The sequence below is a fragment of the Arenibacter certesii DSM 19833 genome (assembly GCF_000429545.1).
Lineage (GTDB): Bacteria > Bacteroidota > Bacteroidia > Flavobacteriales > Flavobacteriaceae > Arenibacter > Arenibacter certesii.
In genome coordinates this window covers 20,269-35,077 of record NZ_AUCB01000029.1, presented here as the reverse complement: position 1 = coordinate 35,077, position 14,809 = coordinate 20,269, and the positions used below count along the sequence as shown (strand labels likewise).

Annotated in this window: 13 protein-coding genes; 4 read left to right on the top strand and 9 right to left on the bottom strand. The window is 36.8% G+C overall.

The genetic code is table 11. From position 1 onward, the window contains the following. Positions 1 to 109 precede the first annotated feature (109 nt). On the top strand, positions 110 to 1,420 hold the full coding sequence (locus tag G466_RS0114195) for an MFS transporter (protein WP_026814265.1): 1,311 nt from the start codon (positions 110 to 112) through the stop codon (positions 1,418 to 1,420). A gap of 155 nt (positions 1,421 to 1,575) precedes the next feature. Here G466_RS0114195 and G466_RS0114190 read toward each other — a convergent pair whose 3' ends face one another. From G466_RS0114190 to cls, 3 genes are all read right to left on the bottom strand, one after another. After that, complete coding sequence (locus G466_RS0114190) at positions 1,576 to 2,217, bottom strand: SDR family oxidoreductase (RefSeq protein ID WP_026814264.1); 642 nt, start codon at positions 2,215 to 2,217, stop codon at positions 1,576 to 1,578. 97 nt (positions 2,218 to 2,314) lie between these two features. Continuing rightward, positions 2,315 to 3,328 carry a zinc-binding alcohol dehydrogenase family protein gene (locus G466_RS0114185; RefSeq protein ID WP_026814263.1) on the bottom strand — a complete coding sequence of 338 codons (1,014 nt, stop codon included), beginning with the start codon at positions 3,326 to 3,328 and terminating at the stop codon, positions 2,315 to 2,317. Positions 3,329 to 3,579: 251 nt separating this feature from the next. Continuing rightward, on the bottom strand, positions 3,580 to 5,034 hold the full coding sequence (cls, locus tag G466_RS0114180; protein WP_026814262.1) for a cardiolipin synthase: 1,455 nt from the start codon (positions 5,032 to 5,034) through the stop codon (positions 3,580 to 3,582). A 405-nt stretch (positions 5,035 to 5,439) separates the two neighbouring features. Here cls and G466_RS0114175 point away from each other — a divergent pair, with 405 nt between their 5' ends. Then, entirely contained in the window at positions 5,440 to 6,318 is an 879-nt protein-coding gene (locus G466_RS0114175) for a hypothetical protein (protein ID WP_026814261.1), read from the top strand. A 44-nt stretch (positions 6,319 to 6,362) separates the two neighbouring features. On the opposite strand, the gene G466_RS0114170 is transcribed toward G466_RS0114175, so the two are convergent. Together G466_RS0114170 and G466_RS0114165 are read right to left on the bottom strand one after the other, a co-directional pair. Beyond that, positions 6,363 to 8,093, bottom strand: a complete 1,731-nt coding sequence (locus G466_RS0114170) for an adenylate/guanylate cyclase domain-containing protein (RefSeq protein ID WP_169720753.1) — start codon at positions 8,091 to 8,093, stop codon at positions 6,363 to 6,365. Between the two features lie 130 nt (positions 8,094 to 8,223). Then, positions 8,224 to 8,709, bottom strand: a complete 486-nt coding sequence (locus tag G466_RS0114165) for a hypothetical protein (RefSeq protein WP_026814259.1) — start codon at positions 8,707 to 8,709, stop codon at positions 8,224 to 8,226. 294 nt (positions 8,710 to 9,003) lie between these two features. On the opposite strand from G466_RS0114165, the gene G466_RS0114160 reads away from it, so the two are divergent. Next, positions 9,004 to 9,594 carry a Pycsar system effector family protein gene (locus G466_RS0114160; RefSeq protein ID WP_034235741.1) on the top strand — a complete coding sequence of 197 codons (591 nt, stop codon included), beginning with the start codon at positions 9,004 to 9,006 and terminating at the stop codon, positions 9,592 to 9,594. Between the two features lie 113 nt (positions 9,595 to 9,707). Here the strand turns inward: G466_RS0114160 and G466_RS0114155 are convergent, their stop codons facing one another. Then, a complete protein-coding gene (locus G466_RS0114155) occupies positions 9,708 to 10,799 on the bottom strand; it encodes an amidohydrolase family protein (RefSeq protein WP_026814257.1) in 1,092 nt (363 codons plus the stop codon). 188 nt (positions 10,800 to 10,987) lie between these two features. Here G466_RS0114155 and G466_RS0114145 point away from each other — a divergent pair, with 188 nt between their 5' ends. Continuing rightward, positions 10,988 to 11,506 carry an HD domain-containing protein gene (locus G466_RS0114145; RefSeq protein ID WP_026814256.1) on the top strand — a complete coding sequence of 173 codons (519 nt, stop codon included), beginning with the start codon at positions 10,988 to 10,990 and terminating at the stop codon, positions 11,504 to 11,506. Positions 11,507 to 11,977: 471 nt separating this feature from the next. On the opposite strand, the gene G466_RS0114140 is transcribed toward G466_RS0114145, so the two are convergent. Genes G466_RS0114140 through G466_RS0114130 form a run of 3 tightly spaced genes read right to left on the bottom strand, consistent with a single transcriptional unit; the run spans position 11,978 to position 14,804 of the window. Further along, positions 11,978 to 12,592: a nucleotidyltransferase family protein gene (locus tag G466_RS0114140; protein WP_026814255.1), complete on the bottom strand. Its 615-nt coding sequence runs from the start codon at positions 12,590 to 12,592 to the stop codon at positions 11,978 to 11,980. Further along, positions 12,592 to 13,602: an XdhC family protein gene (locus G466_RS0114135; RefSeq protein ID WP_026814254.1), complete on the bottom strand. Its 1,011-nt coding sequence runs from the start codon at positions 13,600 to 13,602 to the stop codon at positions 12,592 to 12,594. The genes G466_RS0114140 and G466_RS0114135 overlap by 1 nt, the downstream gene beginning before the upstream one ends. A 2-nt stretch (positions 13,603 to 13,604) precedes the next feature. Then, complete coding sequence (locus G466_RS0114130) at positions 13,605 to 14,804, bottom strand: molybdopterin molybdotransferase MoeA (RefSeq protein WP_026814253.1); 1,200 nt, start codon at positions 14,802 to 14,804, stop codon at positions 13,605 to 13,607. Positions 14,805 to 14,809: the final 5 nt, after the last annotated feature.

Below are 14,809 nucleotides of genomic sequence, written 5' to 3'. Positions count from 1 at the left end.
ATTTCTCCTATATAGGTGAATTTAATATGTTAGTATACCGTAAAAATTCAAGAGAATTAATTTTAGGGCGGATTTAAATAAATGGTTACTTTTCCCGTAAACTTATCAGATGAAAGAATCACGTTGGACCGAGAGTTTATATGATTACTTAAATAACGAAGAGGATGCAAGGGCTTGTAAAGAAATCAATGAGGAAGCTTGTCAATACACGCCCAAGAATTACTTCATAATAATGATCAGCAATATCTTCACCAAACTTGGTGACACCCTAAGCAATCCCAAAACGGTACTAACTTGGGTGATGAGCTATGTGAATGCCCCCGTATATTTAATCAGTTTTATTGTCCCCATACGTGAATCTGGTTCTATGCTTCCTCAAATTGTGATTGCAAGTTATATTAGAACCAAAAAAAAGCGAAAATGGGTCTATGTTTTTGGCAGTATTTTTCAATGTCTAAGTATTATGGCAATTGGTTTGGTAACACTTCATACTACGGGTGCCAAAGCAGGCTGGTTAATTATGTTTTTCCTTATTATTTTCAGCTTGTCTAGAGGATTGTGCTCAGTTGCTTCTAAAGACGTATTGGGTAAGACAATACCTAAACAAAAAAGAGGGAAACTTAAAGGGTATACCGCTTCTGCCTCTGGTATTTTGGTATTATTGGCTGGATTATATTTAATGTATCAATCCAAAAGTGGTGCTGATAGTACCTTTTATAGCTATACCCTCTTTTTTGCGGGTAGTATGTGGTTGATTGCTGCTGTAATCTATGCCATGATCAGAGAGTTTCCAGGAGAAACTTCCGGAGGAAAGAATGGATGGAAAGAAGCTATGGAAAGAATGAGCCTAATTGGGAGTGATAAAAATCTTAGAAATTTCGTAATTGCAAGATCTCTTTTACTGTGTTCTGCACTAACGGCGCCTTTCTATGTGCTACTTGCTCAAGATATATTAGGAAAAGAGGGCTATTTGATGGGTTTATTTATTTTGGTAAATGGATTGGCTTCTATATTAAGCGCTCCAATTTGGGGAAGGATGGCCGATGTTTCCAGTAAGAATGTAATGGTCATTGCTGCCATTATTGCTTCCATGCTCGGAATAGTTATGTTTATACTTATTTCTTACATTCCCGTTATAAGAAACGCAGCATGGTTATATCCTTTGGCTTTTTTTGTTTTAGGAATTGCACATAGTGGGGTCCGTTTGGGACGAAAAACCTATATAGTGGATATGGCCGGAGGAAATAAACGTACCGATTATGTCTCCGTAAGCAATACCATAATAGGCCTTATACTATTGGTAACAGGCGGTATTAGTGCTGTGGCCTCCATCATTTCTATAGAAGGAGTTATTTTAGTCCTTTCACTATTTGGAGTTCTAGGTGCGTATAAAAGCTATAAACTACCAAACGTAGAGTAAGGGTCAAACGTCCTATTCATACGATTCCATACATGCTAGGTAAGTACATCTGGCACGGAAAGGAAAATAACGATAACAAATCTACGCCCGCCTGAACGGATACGGGCAGGCCCGCGTCAAAGCAAACTTATCTCATTTTGTGAGTTCATTTAGATTTAGCTGTTTGCTAAATCCGCCAATGCATTTTCAATTAATTCATTTCCAGACACTATTTCAAAACAATCGTGGGAAGCGGCATCCTCATGCAACGTCTTAGTCAGTACATGTGCAACATCCTCTCTACTAATGCTTCCTCGTTCATTTAAGGGTTGGCCAACCCTAATCTTACCTATTCCCTTATCATTAGTTAGTGAACCTGGTCTTACTATAGTATAGCGAATATTGCTTGTTTTAAGATATTCATCAGCATTGTGTTTTGCTTTTAGGTAATCTTTAAGTTCTGTCGCCTCTTCTGGATGTTCTGCACCCATAGAACTAAGCATAACAAATTTCTTGATATTATGATTCTTTGAGGCGTCAATCATTTTCTTTGCTCCTTCCTGATCCACTTCAACTACTTTTTTACCGCCGGATCCCGCTGCAAACACTACCTTGTCTACATCTATAGCGTCCATAATATGTGTAATATCCTTTTCAAGATCTCCAATAACTGTTTGTATTCCTTGGTCTGAGAATTCCCTAATTTGGCTTTCTTTACGCACCATAGCTATCGGTTCAAAATAAGGTGATGATTTCAAGATGCTAACGACTTTTCTTCCCGTGGTACCTGTAGCCCCTACGACGAGTATGTTTTCCATGATATAATGTTTTTACAAATTTCGTCTTAATGGGAGAGATTTATGAATGTTAATGCATTTAGCCTAAACCCATATCCCAACATGAATGTTTAAGTCGTTAAAAAACAATTACCGTTTTCCCTATTGTTTTCCCCGATTCTTGAAGCTGGTGTGCTTTTTTCAAGTTGTCTACAGTAAACCCTGATAATGTTGTTTTTAAGGTGGTTTTCAGCTTTCCTGTATCTAACAACCTCCCAATTTTATTAAGAATCCGATGTTGTTTATCAATATCATCCGTGGTATACATGGAACGCGTATACATAAATTCATAGGAGAAGGTCACACTTTTATTTTTTAAAAGGTTTAAATTTAAGGGTTCACTACTTCCGGTAATGGAAACAATATGTCCTTGAGGTTTAATAATATCGGCTGCAAGTTCCCAATATTCCTTTAGGTCTACAAAGTCTAAAATGTAGTCGACTTGAGCGTGTCCTAATTTTTCCAATTCTTTCTTCAAGTTACGGTAATCTACCACATGATTGGCACCCAGTTTTGTGCACCATTGTGCAGATTCTGGTCTAGATGCGGTTGCGATTACAGTTAAATTGCCCACCTTTCTAGCTAATTGAATACAAATGGAACCTACACCTCCTGCTCCACCCAGGATTAAAACGGTTTTTCCCTGATCGATTACAGGATCTATCCTTATACGATCGAATAGTGTTTCCCAGGCTGTTAATCCTGTTAATGGAATGGCTGCAGCTTCTGCAATAGTAAGATTTTGAGGTTTTGAACCTACAATTCGCTCATCCACCAATTGATATTCTGCATTACTACCATTTCTAGTTATATCCCCAGCATAATACACTTGGTCCCCTACCTTAAACTTTGAGGTTTTACTACCTACTTCCTCTACGGTTCCCACGGCATCCCAACCAATAATTTTGGGGATCTCTAGAACGGTATCTATGGCGGCATTCTGCCTTACCTTATAGTCGACGGGATTGACAGAGATCGCCGCAATTTTCACTAGTAGGTCATGTCCTTTTGCCTTAGGTTTATCAGTTTCAAACGTTATAAAACTATTAGTATCGGTTATGGGTAATGATTGTTTAAATCCTATTGCCTTCATTCTTTAATTATTTAGATGTTATATGGCTTATTTCCAGGTGATTGGAAAAGCTTATGAATTTCCTTTAGGTAAGGAAATAGATACACATTAATTTACTACAGATATGGGAACTAACAAAATGTTAATCTATTTAAATCAAAAGTATTAATTGATTGAATAAATACCATTTCTAACAAAATAAGCAGACCGCACAGATAAACAAGTAATGATCAGATATTTCTGTTGGTTTTGAGGATGATTAAAATCTGATATTAGAGAAAAGGGGAAAGTAACCTAACTGCCCTCTCCCAAAGATGATATATTTTGGACCTGTTTATCCAATCATGGGCATTAATTTCGGTGGCATGCTTCAAATCCTCCACAAAAGCCTGATACAATTCTGAGGTAAGATCCGGGCTGTAAAGCATAGCATTCACCTCAAAATTTAGATCAAAACTCCTATAGTCCATATTTGCAGATCCTATAATGGACAACCCCCTATCAATTACCATGGTCTTTGCATGGACAAATCCTTTATTATAAAGAAATATTCGCACATCGTGCTGCAATAATTCGGTATAATAAGACCTTGCGGCCGCATCAACCATTTTTGAGTCCGATATGCCAGGAACCAATAAAATAACTTCAACCCCACTCTTGGCGGCAATGATAATGGCATCCATAAGACTGTCTCCTGGAATAAAATAGGGGCTGGTAATTAATATCCGCTCTTTGGCCGAGGTAATGGCCTGCATCAGGGAGTAGAAAATAACAGGTAAGGTAGAATCGGGACCGGAAGGTACAATCTGCACCAATTTTTGCTGTATTAGGACATTTTTATTGGGGGACGGGAAATAATTCTCGTTGTATTCCAACTTATTTTCACTGCAAAAATTCCAGTCACATAAAAACAAGTACTGTAGATAGAGCGTAGCAATACCATTTATCATTAGATGGGTATCTCTCCAATATAATCCATTTTTATCTTCGGTATCATTCCTGTACTTATCGCTGATATTAATCCCTCCAATGAAAGAGGTTTCTCCATCAATTATAATGATTTTTCTATGGTTACGGTAGTTTAATCTACTTGCCAGAGCATACCATTTTATTTTATAAAAAGGGGCGGTCTCTACTCCAGCATCCGCTAACCTTTTAAGAAACTCGGATCCCAATCCATGGCTCCCAAAATCATCATACATAAAACGGACTTCTATCCCTTCAGTAGCTTTTTTAATAAGCATTTGGGCTATTTCATTTCCCGTTTCATCATTCTCGTAAATGTAATATTCTAAGTGAATATGCGATTTAGCAGCATCTAATGCGTGTAATAATTCAGGAAATTTTTCTTCTCCATTCAAAAGAAGTTTAACGGCATTGTTTGCTGTTAAGGGGCTACTGCTAGATTTTCGGATGAACTCAACTAGATTTCTATGCTTTATAGGTATTAACCCAGAATTCAAGATTGTTGCAGAATAAGTAAACATCCGATTCCTTAATTCTTCACGTAATTTCTTGTCCTGATCTATTTTTTTGGAGTAGAGTTTTCGTTTGCGATAGTTCACCCCAAACCAGAAATAAAACAAAATGCCGAGCACGGGTATCATAACAATAAAAAGAATGTAAGCAAGTGCCTTGGACCCACTCCGTGTGTCATACAATACACGGAAAATCACCAAAAACATTATGATTACGTATAAAATTTCTAATAATAAAATCCAATTCATGCCTACCCTAAATTAGTTATGTTTCTTTTTTTATTATTCATATTTAACGGATAAAAGTAAGGTTTAGCAAGGAAGATAAAATTCTGATCATTGGTTGGTAATTTGATACTTCACAATTATACTCACAAGCATTAAATGAACGACTAAAAAGAAAGAAGTCCTAATAGTTTATTTTTTAGAATATATGCTTAACCAAATATAATCAATTCCAAGTGTCTCTAATATTATAATCTGATCAGTTATTAAAGAGATCATGGCTATTATGAAATTGAAAAAAAAAGTCGCTTTGATCTTTATTTTTATAAAGTAGGGTGACTTTTCGTTATAATTCTTTAAATTCAGGTAGTTTCTTTGATCTATATCCCCCTTATTGACATTACACTAACCTTATAAAATAAAAGATTTATGAAGTGCTTACACCTATCCCGAACTTATTCTGCACTCGTTAAAAAAGGCGGTATATTTATTTTTGGTATCGTATTCCTTGGGAGTTGCTCTGCTAATAAACGATCTTATGCTATTAAAGGGGAAAAAGTAGAAATTGAACTCTTGGAGCATGAAAAACAGTTAGAAGGTTTTCTTCCATCCGTTCTTGGATTGGTGATTCCAAAGCTTATAAATTGGGGTGTTACCGGAACAAAAACCCTGATAGATAAACAAGCCGAAAAATATACGGCAGATTATAGTGCCAGCATCTCTAGAAACGACTTTTATTTACCGAGCGAAGGAGAAAATAGGCTGAAGCAAAAATATAGGGGAATTCAAATCTCTAGAAAGGCCGCTATATCATCTAAAAATAAGGAGAGTTCAACAACAGAACTGTCAAGCAATTTTATTTTTCATTTCGATTTAAATCCTGAAAGAACATTTATGTCCTTAAACCCTAAGAAAATTGCCGTGTATTATGCAAAAGCAAAACTTAATGAAAAGGATGAGAATTTAGATGTAGTGGTGTCCATTAGTATTTCTTCTACTTGGGTAGATGCGGGCCAAACGTTTAATAAAAAAGAAATTGGCAGTTTTGAATTCCGGTTTTCGGATATTGTAATCAATCAGGTATATGATGAAAACAGTAGTCAAATTAAATTGCAACAAGATAACTGGTTTCCTTTGCCCCCAGTATCTGTGGATAGCGGAAACACAGTAGCGGATTACGGATATTTCGATATCAATATTAAAGTTATAGAAACTGATGATTTCGGCAAACGTTTAGAAAAATACAGTAATACCATAAATAGCAATAGCGACCTGATTAACTCCGTTCTTAATAAATTAGTAGAGTAAAATATATTATCAGATATAAAGAACTAGGATGTACAGCCTGATTATTATTTACAATGGTTGGCAAAGAACATCTTAATCTCCCCCCGATTCTTAACTTGGATTTCTCCTCGATATTCACATTCAACCTTATCTTTAATTAGGTCATACGTATTTTTTGAAATATTAATCCTACCAGGAATAGACATAGTTTCCATTCGTGAGGCCACATTTACGGTATCACCCCAAATATCATAGGAAAATTTTTTAGTACCTACTATCCCTGCAACAACAGGTCCCGTATGTATTCCAATTCGGATGTTAAAACGGATTTCGTACTGATTTTGATTTATTTTGGCATGCACTACAAAGTCGCGTATTTCCATTGCTGCCTGAATCATTCTACACGCATGGTCCTCGGTTGGGAACGGCAATCCCCCTGCACACATATAGGAATCACCAACAGTTTTTATCTTTTCCAATCCATATTTATCAATTATTTCATCAAACTTTGTGAAATAGTAATCTATACTTTCTACCAATTTCTCAGGAGCTAAATTTTCAGCATAATGTGTAAACCCCTCAAAATCTGTAAATAGCACGGTGACAGACTCAAACTTTTTAGCTTTTACACTCCCATTCTGTTTTAATTCTGCTGCAGTTTCCTCAGGAAGTATATTAAGAAGTAATTCGTCTGAACGCTCTTTTTCCCGCTCTATGATCCTTTTTGTTTTTCGGATATACCTATTGCGTCTATAAAGACCAAATGTCAGCAACCCAATTAAAAATAAAGCAACACCAGTGGCAATAACTACTATGCGTTGTGTTTTTTGACGCTGACTTAAAAGATCTACTTCAGTTTGCTTCTGTGAAACCTCAAAATTAGTCCGCATATTGGCCATTTGCTGAACGGCTGTTATATTCTTTACACTATCCTTATAAAGGATATGTTGCTTGTAATAACCAAAAGCTTCTACAGCGTTATTTTTACTGTCATATAATTGCGAAAGTTGTAGAAAAGCGGCACTTATCTGATCCTTAAGATCGTATTGTTTAGCAAGCTTCAGACTTTTTAGCGCATATTCTAATGCCGCATTCCAGTCATCACGTTGCATATATATATCGGACATATAGGTTAGATATACACAAATAGGATAATAATCGCCAAGGTTCTCTAATAGTATAATGGCCTCAGAGATGTTTTTTTCAGCGATTTCATATTGTCCTAATTGCGCATAGGCCAAGCCAGTATTGCCAAGATTATAAGCCATCCCAATCTTTGAATCCAGCGCTTTAAATATAGCCCCAGATTCTTTGAAAAATATAAGAGCAGAATCAGGTTTGGCCATATTTAGGTTGTATTCATCTCCCAAATTTTCCAAGGCATTCGCATAATTCAAGGAATCGTTTAAATCCCCGAGAATAGCTATAGCTTTTTTGTAATACAGAATAGTGTTGTTTTGGTTACCCATAATGGAATAAACATGGGCAATAGAGGTATACAAAAGTCCTAAATCGTGATTTAGATTATCCTTGGCGGCTAACTTTACCCCCTCATAATAACTCGATAATCCTTCACTAAGGTCTCCTTTTAATCTGAGGGAATTTCCTTTTTCACGATAACCCACAAGTAGATATTGGGTGGAGCCCAATTCTTTGGCCGTTTTTAGTAGCTCTTCGCTATAACGTAATGATTTTTCTGGATTAGGATGGTTTTTAGCAAGCTCTCCCAGAAGTTGTAAGCGATCTTTCTTAGCAAAGTTGCCTGCATTATAAATCAATTCAAGACTATCCGCCATTGTTTGGTTCTGGCCGTAAAATATACAGCAGTATAACAATAGAATTCCGGCGCAAAAAACGGTCTTATTGTAACATCCTCTTGCTATATAAAAGAATAAAGTCATAATCATACCGTAGATGGAGTTTGACTTATACCCTGATTTTTGGATCAATTTCGTAGGTATTACCTTCTAGGCTGAATCTTATAATGTATTTGTAAACATTGTCTTTTGTGTTTGATTTTATTTTTGCCTTTACCTTCTTTTTACTGTGGTCATTATTCCTATTCCCATTAAGTTTTTTACTTTTAAAAAGGTCCTTTCTATTTGGATTTTGAAGATCGTCTAAAATTTCAATCTCCTCTATATTTACTTCTTCTCCAGAGGAAGACTCGGCTTCCCACTCTACTTCATCATTCTCATTCACAAAAATGGTAAACGCTTCTGGGTCCTCTATATCAGAAAAATCGGTTCCTTCACTTACAGAAAAAGAATATGCCTTTTTATTATTCCCTTGATTAAGTAAATCGGTATCTACATATAGGGTAACTACATGTGTAGTTTGGGCATAAGCAGTGCCACTGAACATCAGCAGCAAAATTCCCCATATGATGAAATGGTTCTTTTTGGTTCTCATAATTAGAAGATTTTATTGGAATTAATATGTAATATACCATCGCTCAACACCAAAATTCTACTGATAAGGATGAAACCCCTCTTTTAATGTCCCAAAGGCTTCTATTGGTTATCGGTTTGCTGTAACAAGAGAAATAAATATTGAATGGCCAAGACCATTACCAGCGGTTAAAATAGGTACAAGAAAAAAAGATCCGATTTATGCTATCTATTTCTTATCTTACAAGTACCCCACCTCTAGTAAGTTAATACAATGACTTGCTATTCTAGATCAACAAATTTAACTCAGTTTTTTATGGACCAGCCACAACAACCTTTAGAAGGAGCAACACCTGATAAATCTAATCCGCCTATTAGAAGAGGAAGTCATACAGAAGATTTAGTTGACCACTATTGGGGTAGTGTTAATTACGTATTTAGCCTTATAAAAGCATCAGAAATTAAAGCCGGACTTATACTCTCCTTTTTTGGGATCCTTCTTAATTTTATTTATAAAAATACCTCATATATATTATTTATAGCAACAGACTATTATTTTATTTATGTCCTAATCGCTATTTGGTTAGGGTTGACAATGTCTTCGATATATTTTAGTATTCGCTGCTTTATGCCTAGGATAGAGTCCAATTTTGATAAAAATATATTCTTTTTTGGAGATGTAATCACCAAGTATGGGAATATTAAAGAGTTTTCAAAAACGTTTTATAAGATTAGCCTGGATGAGGTCGAACTCTTTGATCAAATTGGGCAACAAATTTTTATTATTTCCAAAATTGCCGCCGCAAAGTTCAAATTCGTAAATAGATCAATACGATTATTGGCATTAAGCCTACTGTTATTTTTCCTTATTTTGATCGCTACTCTACTCATCTCAATTATGGGGTAAACCAGTTCACCTTTCAGATTGCCTACAGGGTGTAATCCATTACTCCACTTACGCACTTCCTATTTACATTTTTACATTGATTTCCAAAGATCCAGAAGGAAATTAGCTGTTAATTATTCCATAAAGAGTTTACTGTCTAGTCCCGGGATACGTTTTAGAGCATTTTTATAATACACTTTTTTTAAAACCTCGTCAGGGAGGTCCATTCCGTACATAGCCCAAAACGCATGATATTTCTTATGATATGGAAAATATTCGTCATCCGATTCCAATACCCTAAAATAGGTGGGAAACTCCTCCGGCTTCCAACTATCCTTTCCAAATAAAATGCGATCTTGATATTTAATGAAAAATTGACGAGCATTCCGAGGCTGTCTCCCTAATTCGGCAATAATGGCGCCTATACCTACGTACATATTTGGCATTTGATCCAATAGCTGACTCAGCGTTTGTAAATCGTTCGCATACCATCCCATATGGGCGTTTATAAAAGTAGTTTTGGGATGATTTTTAATCATGTTATGTTGTTCGGCAATAATTTGCTCCCAAGATGCGGGATCTGTGCTGGAACGCTTTCGGCGCGGATGTGTTTTTAGTTCTAACCAACGTTCATTATCGGCATTTACGTCGTCCCAAAAAGGTCTAGGATCTGCCGAATGAATAAGCACTGGAACACCAAGCTCTCCACACTTGTCCCAAATAGGCGTCAATCTAGGATCGTCAATTGCCAGACGTTTCCCAGAATTATCTTTATTTCTCAGTCCCAAACTTTTATACACCTTTAAGCCTTTGGCTCCGTTTTTAATATCCATTTCCAGTTGAGTAACTGCTTCTTTGGCCCAACCTGATGTTCCCACCCCGTCAAAATCTACATTTGCAAAAACCACAAATCGATTCGGGAAATGAGTCTTAACATTGACAATAGCCTCTTTAAGTTGAGCTCCAGATCCTCCACTAAGGTTTACCATAATAGCCATATTAAGTTTATCCATCTCCGAAATAAGAGGTGCAAGATCCTGAGTAGGCATCTGATATTGATGTCCATGTACATCTATAAATGGAAATTTCGCTTTTAAAATTTCCTTTCCAGGGACTTTAAGGGTGGAGATCGGATTGTATTCCTCAAAACCCATTTCTTGTCCAATAAGATTTGTAGAGGTTATAATTACAATAAAAAGTAAAGCGATTATATTTTTATGATTCATAGCACTCTTACATTTTGGACTAAATTTATGGCTTATAACGATAAATTAGAAGAATTAGCAATAAATTTTAAAGAAGCCATACTTAAATGGTAACTCAAAGCTTGCATGAGATAGGATTTGCAAAATGTTATACTCTTCCTCTATCCTGTTTTGCTTTATCATTTAAGAACGTCTAACTTTAAACTAGTATGGAAAAAAAAGCCTTAGAATTTGCCAGAAAAGCGCATGGTGATCAACAACGAAAATATAAGAAAGAGTTGTACATAGAACATCCAATCCGTGTAGCGGAAATGCTAAAAGAAATCCCTCATACTCCAGAAATGATTAGTGCAGCATATCTACATGATGTTGTGGAGGATACGGAGGTCACTTTAAAGCAAATAAACAAGGAATTCGGGAAGAAAGTGGGCAAGCTAGTAGAGGAGCTTACCGATGAATTTACCAAAGATAAGTACCCCGAACTTAACAGACCTTGGCGAAAGAAAAAAGAAACGGAACGAATAGCCAATGTCAGCAGTGAGGCACAAAGCATAAAACTTGCCGATATAATTGATAACCTACCAAGCATAAGCCACAATGACTCAGGGTTCGCCAAAAGATATATTCCCGAAATGGAAGCACTGGTACAGGTATTACAGGGTGGAAATCAAAAATTATGGGAACGAGCGCAGGAAGTAGTGAATAAGGCTAAAGAAATTGGTTATTAATACTGGTTTAATTGTTTAAGGTAGAGCGCAATCTGACAAATATCGCCATCTATTATACAAATCATTGCGTAATCTCTTAATTTTAAATAGGTAAGGATTATACCTTCTTAATTTAGTATAGGAATTCATGAACCTCCTTCGTTGATGTAGTGCATTGATCTTTATCTAATTATAAAAGGTATTCATGAATCTCCTTCGTCGATTTTATTTACTCGCCTAAATGCTATGCATTCATGAATTCCGTTAATAAAAATAGACAAGCGTAGGAATAAAAGAAAAGAACAGGGCCAGTAAACTAGGTACAGTGCTCCTTTGTTTTAAGGCGCCAGTTGCAGCGATGGCCAACGCGCCAACTGGCCCCTCACTTTAAATGCAAATCGTTGCATTTACATCGCGGTCCTCTACGGATAAGGAGTTAGGCTTCGCCGTTTAAATAAGCTATTACTAAAAAGATACCTAACTACTTTGTACTCACTTATCAACACTCCCCTCCAACATCTTCAGATACTCCTCATAGGTGTCCACATCAGCTGTTTTCCCCTTAGAGTCTATGCTTACAAGCCTATTTTTATGACGCCTAATAATATCCTTGGCCCCAGAATCGTCTTTAATTTGTAGTAACTCCAAATAATGTGAAGAACCAAAAATAGCGGGCACGCCATTTCCGTTATCATATTTTGTGGTAATTATATTTTCATCAGCTTCATAGAACGCAGTAATCAATTGGTTTAAATAGGTAGCATCTATCAATGGTTGGTCTGCCAACATTATAAGAATACCATCAAATTTTACGGTTTGCTCCAAAATAAATCTAGTAGCAATTGCAATAGAACTGCCCAATCCTGATTGCCAATCCCGATTATAAATTATAGCCTCCTCTTTTAATCCAATGCTATTCTTAAGTTGTTCAGCCCTTGCTCCCAATACCACATAAACTTCTTTGGCATCCGAATCTGTGGCATTTTTAATAGCATTTTCAATTAAGGTGGACTTCCCCCAAGGTAAGAGTTGTTTTGCTGTCCCCATTCGGGAAGAAGCTCCGGCGGCCATGATAATAACTGCGATATTAAACTTTATTTCTTTCATTAATCGTGAATGCCCTTTTTCTTATCTTTTAAAGGAATGGGTTGTTGCTTTCTTAGGACCGACATAATTTCGGCAATTATAGCGACTGCTATTTCCTGTGGTGTTTCTGCCCCTAAATTAAGTCCGGCCGGACCATGGATACGTTCCAAGAAATTATAGGATACTAAGGGACTAAGCTCCAATAATTCATTAAAAAGCTTCTCCCTGCGGCTGTGCGGGCCTAAAAGCCCTAAATATAAGGGCTGCACATCTTTTAAGACCATAAGATATCTAAGGTCCTTGGAATAACTATGATTCATTAGAACAATTGCGGTACGATTATCTATGGTACTAAAAGGGAATTCATCAGGCAAAATTCCCATAAAATCATGGGCACCCTCAAAATCCAAAATATTCTTTTCCTCGGCAGGATCGGCAATAATTGTGACTTCCCATCCAATCTGAGAGGCCAATGTATTTAGTTGTACCGCATCGTGCTCTGCACCAATGATAAAGAGCTTAAAACAAGTCTCCATTTCCTGTTCAAACAATTCCAAGTCTTCTGTTTTTTCGAAATCAGAATAAAATGGCAAAACAGTATTTCCGAAATCCACCACAGAACCAAAATGCTTATTCAAAGCTTCTTTCTTCTCAAATATGGAGACTACCTTGAATTTACAACGTAATTTTAAGGCTTCATTAAAGGCTTCTAAAAATTTTGTATCCGGCCGAAAAGGTTCCAGCAATATATAAAGCACCCCTTCACACCCCAATCGATAACGACCATCATATGAAATAACTTTGGCCGTATTATCCTTAAATACTGATTGTGCCTGTCTCAACACTTCTTTTTCGACACATCCACCGCTCACTGCCCCTACCATTCGCCCATCTTCTAAAATCAACATCCTAACCCCTGGTCTACGATAAGAACTACCGTCTAATGCGACTACCGTCGCTAATACACATTGCTTACCTTTTAAAGTGGCTTGTTGGTATTCCTTAATGATATTTTTGAGTTCGTGCAGCATAATTACCAAAGTTGTCTTGTAGGGACAAAAGAAACCGATTCGCCCGCTTCATAAAATTCTTGATCTGGATCTAAAACAATAAAGCCATCTGTAAGCGCTAGGCTGGTGAGGTCTCCTGATCCATTATCCCTTACTTGAGAGACTAACAACTGTCCATCAGTGCATTTTAACCTAACCCTTAACAATAGCGTTAAATCGCCCTTAACAGGGATTCCCTCTTCCAAGATTACATTAATTGTTGGATTGGGTAGATTTAAGGAACATTTTAACCAGTCTTTAAAATAGACCTGATAACTGGCAAACGTTGAAGCTGGATTACCTGGGAAAGAAAATACCAAGGTGCCGATTATTGGCTGTTTACCAAACCAAAAGGGTTTTCCCGGTTTTTGAAGTACCCGATGGAATTCTTTTTCTACCCCCAATTCTTCCAATACGTCCGGAATATAATCGTATTTCCCTTTAGATACCCCTCCACTGAGTAGTACTACCTCAAAATTATAAAGGATATTAGCTAATTCCTTCCTAATAATTTCCTTGTCATCTACAAGATGAAATTCTTTAGGAACTATGCCCTCTTGGGATAATGCTCCAAAAAGAGTATGAATATTAGATTTCCTTATCTGATGTGGTAAGGGTTGCTCCCCTACTTCTACTAATTCATTTCCTGTAGATATAATTGCGATCCTAGGGAGTCTTTTTACTAAAACGGTGGATTTCCCAACAGAAGCCAAAATACCTATCTCTGCAGCTGTAATTTTGGTATTACTTTCTAGCACCGTCTCACCCATCCTTCGATCACTGCCTTGTCTGTGAATATCCTGTCCCTTAGTCGGATTATGAATTAGGGTGGCCCATCCATTTTCTATAACCACATGCTCGTACATCACTACCGTATTGGCATTATCTGGAACAACGGCTCCAGTCATTATTTCAATTGCATGCTCCGTGTTGCTCAATGGTTTAGGTGCCACGCCTGCAGGAAGCACCCCTTCTATTTTAAAAGTGGTCTGGCCGGAAGCAATGGATTCGTAATTTATGGCAATGCCATCTTTGGTAGCTCTATTAAAGGGAGGGAAATCTCTATCGGCAATTACCTCTTCGGCAAGAACCCTACCCATTGCCAATTTTAATGGAATTAGCTCCGTACCAAAATCCTGTTTATTATCTACTACTTTTTTATGCGCCTCTTTAAATGAAATCATACCTG

Excerpts from the sequence above, each read along its gene's own strand:
- G466_RS0114195 (WP_026814265.1), top strand. The coding sequence starts at position 110 with ATGAAAGAATCACGTTGGACCGAGAGTTTATATGATTACTTAAATAAC.
- G466_RS0114190 (WP_026814264.1), bottom strand. The coding sequence starts at position 2,217 with ATGGAAAACATACTCGTCGTAGGGGCTACAGGTACCACGGGAAGAAAA.
- G466_RS0114185 (WP_026814263.1), bottom strand. The coding sequence starts at position 3,328 with ATGAAGGCAATAGGATTTAAACAATCATTACCCATAACCGATACTAAT.
- cls (WP_026814262.1), bottom strand. The coding sequence starts at position 5,034 with ATGAATTGGATTTTATTATTAGAAATTTTATACGTAATCATAATGTTT.
- G466_RS0114175 (WP_026814261.1), top strand. The coding sequence starts at position 5,440 with ATGAAGTGCTTACACCTATCCCGAACTTATTCTGCACTCGTTAAAAAA.
- G466_RS0114170 (WP_169720753.1), bottom strand. The coding sequence starts at position 8,093 with ATGGCGGATAGTCTTGAATTGATTTATAATGCAGGCAACTTTGCTAAG.
- G466_RS0114165 (WP_026814259.1), bottom strand. The coding sequence starts at position 8,709 with ATGAGAACCAAAAAGAACCATTTCATCATATGGGGAATTTTGCTGCTG.
- G466_RS0114160 (WP_034235741.1), top strand. The coding sequence starts at position 9,004 with ATGGACCAGCCACAACAACCTTTAGAAGGAGCAACACCTGATAAATCT.
- G466_RS0114155 (WP_026814257.1), bottom strand. The coding sequence starts at position 10,799 with ATGAATCATAAAAATATAATCGCTTTACTTTTTATTGTAATTATAACC.
- G466_RS0114145 (WP_026814256.1), top strand. The coding sequence starts at position 10,988 with ATGGAAAAAAAAGCCTTAGAATTTGCCAGAAAAGCGCATGGTGATCAA.
- G466_RS0114140 (WP_026814255.1), bottom strand. The coding sequence starts at position 12,592 with ATGAAAGAAATAAAGTTTAATATCGCAGTTATTATCATGGCCGCCGGA.
- G466_RS0114135 (WP_026814254.1), bottom strand. The coding sequence starts at position 13,602 with ATGCTGCACGAACTCAAAAATATCATTAAGGAATACCAACAAGCCACT.
- G466_RS0114130 (WP_026814253.1), bottom strand. The coding sequence starts at position 14,804 with ATGATTTCATTTAAAGAGGCGCATAAAAAAGTAGTAGATAATAAACAG.